This is a genomic window from Schwartzia sp. (in: firmicutes) (assembly GCF_978017985.1).
On record NZ_CDXDFU010000005.1, the window covers coordinates 1 to 1,691 of the forward strand.

The 1,691-nt window shown below is 45.0% G+C and carries 3 protein-coding genes and 3 tRNA genes; all 6 read right to left on the reverse strand.

Annotated features, from left to right (window positions below; all coding sequences use genetic code 11):
• The coding region (locus tag ACY69O_RS00250; RefSeq protein WP_462331469.1) for a glutamate racemase at positions 1–412 on the reverse strand (412 nt) is incomplete at its 3' end.
• 66 nt (positions 413–478) lie between these two features.
• Positions 479–552, reverse strand: a tRNA-Cys gene (locus tag ACY69O_RS00255).
• A gap of 2 nt (positions 553–554) precedes the next feature.
• A tRNA-Gly gene (locus tag ACY69O_RS00260) sits at positions 555–629 on the reverse strand.
• A 2-nt stretch (positions 630–631) separates the two neighbouring features.
• A tRNA-Asp gene (locus tag ACY69O_RS00265) sits at positions 632–709 on the reverse strand.
• Between the two features lie 86 nt (positions 710–795).
• The gene (locus ACY69O_RS00270; RefSeq protein ID WP_462331470.1) at positions 796–1,242 is read right to left on the reverse strand and encodes a UPF0158 family protein; all 447 of its coding nucleotides are present in this window, start codon (positions 1,240–1,242) and stop codon (positions 796–798) included.
• Positions 1,243–1,259: 17 nt separating this feature from the next.
• On the reverse strand, positions 1,260–1,691 hold a 432-nt coding region (locus ACY69O_RS00275), incomplete at its 5' end, for a prephenate dehydrogenase dimerization domain-containing protein (protein ID WP_462331471.1).

Below are 1,691 nucleotides of genomic sequence, written 5' to 3' on the forward strand. Positions count from 1 at the left end.
CGTCGCCGCCGAACCGCTCAACAAGCGACATGAAACGTTTTGAGCGAAGTGTAGCCGTTGTGGCCATAACAAGAATTTTTCCCTGTGGTGCAGCAGCTACGGCAGGCTTCACAGCAGGTTCTGTCGCGACAATAATAAGTTTTGGATATTTTGCTCTTAATCCTTTTGCTGCCACACCCGTAATTGTGTTGCAGCCGATTACAATAGCTTTACACCCCTGTCTGACGAGATTTTCCATTACATCAACGGAAAGCTCCATTATTTCAGAGTCAGATTTTGTTCCGTATGGAGCATTCACAGAATCTCCAAAGTAAATATAATTTTCGTTTGGCAAAAGAGCTACAAGCTCTCTGAGTACGCTTACACCGCCTACTCCCGAATCAAATACGCCGATTGGCTGATTCTTTTCCATTAGGCATCCCTTTCTAAATTCATTCAAAACAAAAACCCGGAAAACTCTCTCCGGGTCAGTAATCATTGGAGGCGACACCCAGAGTCGAACTGGGGATAAAGGTTTTGCAGACCTCGGCCTTACCACTTGGCTATGTCGCCGCTGGAGCGGAAAACGGGGCTCGGACCCGCGACCCCCACCTTGGCAAGGTGGTGCTCTACCACTGAGCTACTTCCGCAATGGCGACCCGGATGGGACTTGAACCCATGATCTCCGCCGTGACAGGGCGGCATTCTAAACCGACTGAACTACCGGGCCGTTTATCGCTACTGATTAGCGACAAGTAATATTATAATGCCTTAAATCAGCGTTTGTCAACGAGAAACTTTACTTCGAAGTACCGTTTATTCAAAGTCAATCATATTTTCCTCGCACCATTCCCGGGCGACCTTCATAAAATACTTATGAAGAAACGCTTCCCACTCTGCAGTCAGCTTCATTTCTTTCATAAGCTTCTTGCAGTACGGCTCGCGCATATTCTGATCATAAACTTCCTGAAGTCTGCTCCGAAGATCGTCATCAACATGCTTCGAGGATATGAAATCTCCAAAAAGCTCACGGAAATCATAATCCCCTAAATTAGGGATTACAACATAGCGCTGCCAGTCCTCTTCCCACATAATTGATTGATCCATTTGAGCCTCATCGTCCTGCTCAAAATTGTCAGCGTCTGCTTTTTCAGATATAGAAGAAGTGCTAAGCAAAATCTTTCCCTTCTCCAAATCAACATATCCGGTATGTGTTTCCGATACTGCAAACGCATCGGCCAGTTCATGAAGTTTAATTTTCAAAACATAACTCCTTAAATTTAGATTTCAAACAATTCTTCTGCTGTATCAAGAATTGAATCACGTCTTTTTTTGGCTTTGAGAAAATAATCATGTATTTTCTGTCTGTCTTTTGCTTCCATATATTTTATCACATCATCCAAAATCGACTGAACCTCACGCAAATGCGCGGTAATCGATTCTGCATTGGTCATGCATATATCTGCCCACATATCGGCATTTGAGGAAGCAATACGGGTGGTATCCTTAAATCCGCCTCCCGCGAGCTTTATGCAGGATTTCATATCCTCATCGCTTCGCTCAAGCAGAGTAACCAGAGCAGCCGCGGCTACATGAGGTACATGACTGATGATGGATGCGCATCTGTCGTGCTGTGATACAGGCAGAGTCGTCAGATTTGCCCCTGTTAAGGACAAAATATCCTCGAACCATTTTACCACATCAGGCGGAGC